Origin of the sequence: Nitratidesulfovibrio oxamicus (assembly GCF_015731765.1) — a bacterium.
In the GTDB taxonomy this organism is placed as follows: domain Bacteria; phylum Desulfobacterota; class Desulfovibrionia; order Desulfovibrionales; family Desulfovibrionaceae; genus Cupidesulfovibrio; species Cupidesulfovibrio oxamicus.
This window is the reverse complement of the sequence record NZ_VRYY01000137.1, coordinates 1-5841: the sequence shown is the minus strand read 5'-3', so window position 1 is coordinate 5841 and position 5841 is coordinate 1. Positions and strand designations below refer to the sequence as shown.

Sequence of the window (5841 nt, the reverse complement as noted above, 5' to 3'; positions counted from 1 at the left end):
ACCATGGCCGCCGCCTGCGGCGTGTGCGGCGTTTCCGCCGCCGTGGCCACCGCGCCCGGCGTGCGCGCCAAGCCGGTGGACCTGGCCCTGTCCATCGCCACCATTCTCGGTTTCGGCATCATGACCATGTTCGTCAGCCCGTTCATCGGCAAGATGCTGTCCCTGTCGGACTACCAGTTCGGCGCCTGGGTGGGCACGGGCATCCTGAACTCCGGCCAGGTGCTGGCCACCTGCCTTGCCTTCAACCCCAACTTCGCCCCCGGCACCGCCGTGGCCTACGGCGAAATCTGGAACGTGGTGCGCGTGCTGTGCATTCCGTTCGTGGTGTTCTTCATCACCGCCTGGTACTGGAAGGGCGAGGCCGACGCCGAACACGTCAGCCTGGGTTCCATCCTTGCCTCCAAGTTCCCCATCTTCGTGCTGGGCTTCATCGGCATGACCGCGCTGTCCTCGCTGCACATCATCGGCGCCGAAGGCTCCGAGACGCTGCACCTGATGCGTGACGTGATGGCCTGGGTGTTCGGCATCGGCCTCGTGGGCCTTGGCGCGTACATCGACGTGCGCGAAATCAAGGCCGCGGGCGGCACGCCGCTGCGCATCGGGCTCATCGCGGGCGTCTCCAAGTACGTCATCGCCATGATCATCATCCTGGCCTTCATTCCGAAGGAAGGCGCCTTCTAGGCGGCCCGCACGAGGAGAATACACATGTCCGACAAGAAGAAGTCCCTTACCGTATTCAAGAGCGACCGCCACGAGGACGTGGCCGCCATCCTGGCCTCCGCCCTCATCGTTGTGGTGGTGCTGGTCTACATGGCCTTCATCGTGCCCTCGGTGGGCATCAAGGCCTCGCAGGACGGCAAGCTGGTGGAGGTCTTCGTGACCGAAGGCGCCGAGGTGAAGAAGGGCGACAAGCTCTACTCGCTGGAAGTGGTCAAGAAGAAGTGGGTCAACAACGTGATGGAAGAGAAGATCGCCGTGGAGAACTTCACCGCCAAGGCCAACGGCAAGGTGCTGAAGGTTTCCGGCAAGCCCGGCGACTCCCTGAAGAAGGGCAAGCAGGCCATCGTCGTGCTTGAGCACGAGAAGGGCACGCTGCCTTAGGGCCCTTTCCAAATCGGGAAGCACCCCCCGGTCGCAGGCAGAGCCGGTGACCAGGGCTGCCCCCCCCCGACCGAAGCATCGCATACGCCAGACATCCGGCGGGCGGCCTTGCGCCGCCCGCCACCCGCCTACGGAGAACATGCCCACCATGAAGTCACCCATGACCGCCCCCATGAAGCTGCTGCTCGCCCTCGACGACGGACCCGGCGCACGCCGCGCCGTGGACGAGGCCATTCGCATCGCCCGCGAGAAGGGCGCCACCCTGGACGCCCTGTTTGTCATCGACGCCACGTGGGACGTGTTTACCGGGCACGACTGGCTGTCCGGCTGCAATTCGCGCATCGGCTTTCTGGAATACATGCAGGGGCTGGAGGAAAAGGCGGCGGCGGAAAGCGCGCGCGCCTTCCTGGAACGCAGGGGCGATGTGCCCGGTGAACTGCTGACCGCCCCTGGCGACGTGGTGGACGTGATCCGCGAACACGCGGCCAGGGGATACGACCTGCTGGTGGTTTCCAGCCCGTTCACCCGGGGGCTTGAGGTGATGCGCGACGCCGTGGCCCGGCTGACCCGCGATGCCCCCTGCGATGTGCTGCTGGTGCGGGCCGCCCCGGAGTAGCGCCGGAACGGGTTGCCGGAACGGGTTGCCGGAACAGGCAACCGGGCCAGGCGGCCCAAATGCTGAGACTGCGCCCGGTTCGGACACAGGGCCTGCGCACCACCCGGTGCACGCGGCCCGGAAATTTTCGCGCGGTCACCCCTGCCTGCCGCACCCCCGTGTGGGGCGACCGCTGCGACTGCCCACGGGCCCGCCGCCGCCGGAGACGACTCCGGCGGCGGCGTTGCGTTCAGGACGGTCTGCGCTTGGTGGCGACACCGTGCCTGCTGTCGGCGGCATGCCGCCGCCCACACGGCGGACACGGCGCATCAGGCGTGGGCGATCATCCGATTTCGGCGGTGCAGTGGGGACAGCGGGTGGCGCGCACATCTATTTTGCTGAAGCAGAACGGGCAGTTCTGCTGTTTGGGTGCCGCAGGGCCTTCCAGGCGTTCGCGCAGGGTGTTCACACCGCGCACCAGCAGGAACACGGCAAAGGCCACGATGGTGAAGCTGACCACCGTGTTGGCGAACACGCCCATGTTCAGGGTTACCGCGCCCGCCTGTTTGGCGGCGGCCAGGCTGGCGTAGGGGCCGGGCGCGGCGCCGTCGCGCAGGGTGACGAACAGGTTGGAAAAGTCCACGCCGCCCAGCACCAGGCCGATGGGCGGCATGATCAGGTCATCCACCAGCGACTTGACGATGGTGCCGAACGAGGCGCCCAGAATGACGCCCACGGCCATGTCCAGCGCGTTGCCCTTGACAGCGAATTCCTTGAAAGCCTTCAGCATGTGAACCTCCTGCTGCGAGAGACTGCCAGATGGTATGCACGCTTTGGCGCGCGGCGGCAACCCCGCAGCGGCGCGGCGCCTCCCCACCGGTTTTCTGGGGGCGCAAGGGATAGGGAGTGGGCGGACGGTGATGGGGCGTTGGCTGGCGAGCTGGAACGCGCGCGTCAATAGCGGCAGGGTCGGCGGGGCGGGCGGCATGGTCCCGGAAGCCCGCATGGGCCGGGAACCGGCGTGCCCTGTGGAGTCGATGAACCTGCCGTGGTGCTCTTGACGGATGAAGCGATGCAAGGGTAGGGGCAGTGCGCCCGGTTTGAAACGAGAGGGCGGCATGGCGCCGCATTCCGCACCGCACGCGAGTAGGCACGGCAAGGTGGGCGCATGGGTACCTCATCCGGCGTCGGTGGCCGCCGCGCACGCCGCAGGACGGAACGCATATCCGGCGCCAGGTTTTCCGCCACGAAGTGATGCCAAAAATGACAACACTCGGGGTGTCGCCGGAATTTTGCCAAAACATCGGATAGTTGTCGTAGCCGGTAGTGTTTGACAGCTTTCCGGATTCCGTGGCATCAAAAAGTGTTGGTCGATGGTGGCATTCCTGCCCGACGCGCTGCATTGCCGTGCGTGCGCGGGGTGGTCGCCGTTGCGGCAATGTCTTTACAATATTGTTCACTCGTTTCGTCAACATTTCGGAGGATCGAGCATGCGTAAAGGATGGTTCAAAGGCCTTGTTGCGGGTCTTGCCGTGGCCGTTATGGCCTGCCCGGCGTTTGCAGCGGACACCATCAAGTTCGGCGTGGCCGGCGCCCACAGCGGCGACCTGGCTTCCTACGGGCTGCCCACCGTCAACGCCGCCAAGCTGGTGGCCAAGATGGTCAACGCCAAGGGCGGCGTGCTCGGCAAGCAGGTGGAAGTCATTCCCCAGGACGACCAGTGCAAGCCCGAACTGGCCACCAACGCGGCCACCAAGCTGGTGTCCGACGGCGCCAACGTGGTGCTGGGCCACATCTGCTCCGGCGCCACCAAGGCCGCGCTTCCCATCTACAAGGAAGCCAACGTCGTGCTGATGTCGCCCTCGGCCACCAACCCGGCCCTGACCCAGAGCGGCGACTACCCCAATTTTTTCCGCACCATCGCCTCTGACGACCAGCAGGCCAAGCTGGGCGTCGATTTCACTATCGACAAGCTGGGCAAGAAGAAGATCGCCGTGCTGCACGACAAGGGCGACTACGGCAAGGGCTACGCCGAATACGCCAAGCAGTTCATCGAGCAGGGCGGCAAGGGCACCGTGGTGCTCTTCGAAGGCGTGACCCCCGGCGCCGTGGACTACTCCGCCGTGGTGCAGAAGATCCGCAACTCCGGCGCCGAAGCCGTGATGTTCGGCGGCTACCATCCGGAAGCCTCGAAGATCGTGCAGCAGCTGCGCAAGAAGCGCATGGACCTGCCCTTCGTGTCCGACGACGGCGTGAAGGACGACACCTTCATCAAGGTTGCCGGCAAGGACGCCGAAGGCGTGTACGCCTCCAGCTCCAAGGACGTGAGCGCGCTGCCCCTGTACAAGGAAGCCATCGAAGCCCACGTGAAGGAATTCGGCGCCGAGCCCGGCGCGTTCTACAAGGAAGCCTACGCCGCGTCGCTGGCCCTGCTGAACGCCATCGAAAAGGCCGGCTCCACCGATTCCGCCAAGATCATGAACGCCCTGCGCACCGAGTTCGTTGAAACCTCGGTGGGCAAGATCAAGTTCGACAAGCGCGGCGATGCCGAAGGCGTCGGCTTCTCCATGTACCAGGTGAAGAACGGCAAGTACGTGGAACTCAAGTAGTTCTGCGCGAGAATCCGATATGACAGGGGGGCGGGCCAGAGGCCCGTCCCCCGAGTTTTGACAAGGTGCGGCCACACCGCGCACGTACGGGAAGGCACTAATGGATTGGCAGTATTTCTGGGAACTCTTCTTCGGCGGGCTGACGCGCGGTTCCATCTACGCGCTCATCGCGCTCGGCTACACCATGGTGTACGGCATCATCGAGCTGATCAACTTCGCCCACGGCGAAGTGTACATGATGGGGGCGTTCACGGCGCTGATAGTTGCAGGTGCCCTCGGCATCTACGGCTTTCCGGCCCTGGCCATCCTGATCATAGCGGCGGCGGTTGCGGTCATCTACTGTGCCGCCTACGGCCTGACGCTCGAAAAGATCGCCTACAAGCCCCTGCGCGATGCACCGCGCCTCTCGCCGCTCATCTCGGCCATCGGGATGTCCATCTTTCTCCAGAACTACGTCATCCTGGCCCAGACCTCGGACTTCATGCCGTTTCCCAATCTGGTGCCGCAGCCCGAATTTCTTGAACCCATCGCGCACATCATGGGCGCCAGCGAGGTGCTGATCATCGTCACCTCCGCAGTGTCCATGGCCGCGCTGACGCTGTTCATCAAGTACACCCGCATGGGCAAGGCCATGCGGGCCACGGCCCAGAACCGCAAGATGGCCATGCTGCTCGGCATCGACGCCGACAAGGTGATCTCGCTCACCTTCGTCATCGGCTCGTCGCTGGCCGCCGTGGGCGGCGTGCTCATCGCCTCGCACGTGGGACAGGTGAACTTCGCCATCGGCTTCATCGCGGGCATCAAGGCGTTCACCGCCGCCGTGCTCGGCGGTATCGGCTCCATTCCCGGCGCCATGCTGGGCGGCCTTGTGCTTGGCTGGTGCGAAAGCTTCGCCACCGGGTACATTTCGAGCGACTACGAGGATGCGCTGGCGTTTGCGCTGCTTGTGCTCATCCTCATCTTCCGGCCTTCTGGCATTCTGGGCAAGGCCAAGACCCAGAAAGTCTAGGCGGCGCCCCCACAAGGTGCCTTTTGTCCTCTGTCTGCGTCAGAACGCCTTTTTATTCCGGTCGAGTACGTAAGAGTACACTCCCTGCATAAAACGCCGTTCTTCCTTGACAGAGAACAAAATCCCGCTGGCGGCGGCACCGCAAGGTCTACGGCAACCCGCAGGCTTCAGGGCCTTCTCCGCCTTGCCTGTGGTAGCCCGCAGGCAACGCCCGCCCCGCCGGGCGCCGGAACACGCAGGACACAACGACGCATTCCGAGGAAAGTCTTCATGCAAGGTCTCAAGAAATCCATACTGGTCAGCCTGTGGTTCATGTTCCTGACCTTCCCGCTCATGGTCATCAGGATCGACAGCCTGAACGGCACCATCGACTGGCGGTGGGAGAACATGCTGGGCATGGGCGTGGGTACGTTCGTGCTGTCCTTTGTGTGGCGGTTCATGCTGGCCCGCAAGGAAGCCGGGCGCGCCGCCGCCGCGGGTGGCGCCATGTCCGCGCGCGGGGCGTGGTTCGAGCGCCTGCGCAGCGA

6 protein-coding genes and 1 pseudogene are annotated in these 5841 nt (G+C 64.7%); 6 read left to right on the top strand and 1 reads right to left on the bottom strand.

All coding sequences use genetic code 11. The features are described 5' to 3' along the window. From FVW20_RS06165 to FVW20_RS06155, 3 genes are all read left to right on the top strand, one after another. On the top strand, window positions 1–681 hold a 681-nt coding region (locus tag FVW20_RS06165; RefSeq protein WP_196608742.1), incomplete at its 5' end, for a YeiH family protein. 24 nt (window positions 682–705) lie between these two features. Continuing rightward, window positions 706–1101: a biotin/lipoyl attachment domain-containing protein gene (locus FVW20_RS06160; protein WP_196608741.1), complete on the top strand. Its 396-nt coding sequence runs from the start codon at window positions 706–708 to the stop codon at window positions 1099–1101. Window positions 1102–1249: 148 nt separating this feature from the next. Then, window positions 1250–1717: a universal stress protein gene (locus FVW20_RS06155; RefSeq protein WP_231038919.1), complete on the top strand. Its 468-nt coding sequence runs from the start codon at window positions 1250–1252 to the stop codon at window positions 1715–1717. A 322-nt stretch (window positions 1718–2039) separates the two neighbouring features. On the opposite strand, the gene mscL is transcribed toward FVW20_RS06155, so the two are convergent. Beyond that, window positions 2040–2486, bottom strand: a complete 447-nt coding sequence (mscL, locus tag FVW20_RS06150; protein WP_167122170.1) for a large conductance mechanosensitive channel protein MscL — start codon at window positions 2484–2486, stop codon at window positions 2040–2042. A gap of 700 nt (window positions 2487–3186) precedes the next feature. Between mscL and FVW20_RS06145 the strand changes: the two genes are divergently transcribed. From FVW20_RS06145 to FVW20_RS06135, 3 genes and pseudogenes are all read left to right on the top strand, one after another. Beyond that, the gene (locus FVW20_RS06145) at window positions 3187–4305 is read left to right on the top strand and encodes a branched-chain amino acid ABC transporter substrate-binding protein (RefSeq protein ID WP_196608740.1); all 1119 of its coding nucleotides are present in this window, start codon (window positions 3187–3189) and stop codon (window positions 4303–4305) included. A 100-nt stretch (window positions 4306–4405) separates the two neighbouring features. After that, a complete protein-coding gene (locus tag FVW20_RS06140) occupies window positions 4406–5314 on the top strand; it encodes a branched-chain amino acid ABC transporter permease (RefSeq protein WP_196608739.1) in 909 nt (302 codons plus the stop codon). 270 nt (window positions 5315–5584) lie between these two features. After that, window positions 5585–5841, top strand: a pseudogene (locus FVW20_RS06135) (branched-chain amino acid ABC transporter permease); the annotation flags it as partial.

Excerpts from the sequence above, each read along its gene's own strand:
- FVW20_RS06160 (WP_196608741.1), top strand. The coding sequence starts at position 706 with ATGTCCGACAAGAAGAAGTCCCTTACCGTATTCAAGAGCGACCGCCAC.
- FVW20_RS06155 (WP_231038919.1), top strand. The coding sequence starts at position 1,250 with ATGAAGTCACCCATGACCGCCCCCATGAAGCTGCTGCTCGCCCTCGAC.
- mscL (WP_167122170.1), bottom strand. The coding sequence starts at position 2,486 with ATGCTGAAGGCTTTCAAGGAATTCGCTGTCAAGGGCAACGCGCTGGAC.
- FVW20_RS06145 (WP_196608740.1), top strand. The coding sequence starts at position 3,187 with ATGCGTAAAGGATGGTTCAAAGGCCTTGTTGCGGGTCTTGCCGTGGCC.
- FVW20_RS06140 (WP_196608739.1), top strand. The coding sequence starts at position 4,406 with ATGGATTGGCAGTATTTCTGGGAACTCTTCTTCGGCGGGCTGACGCGC.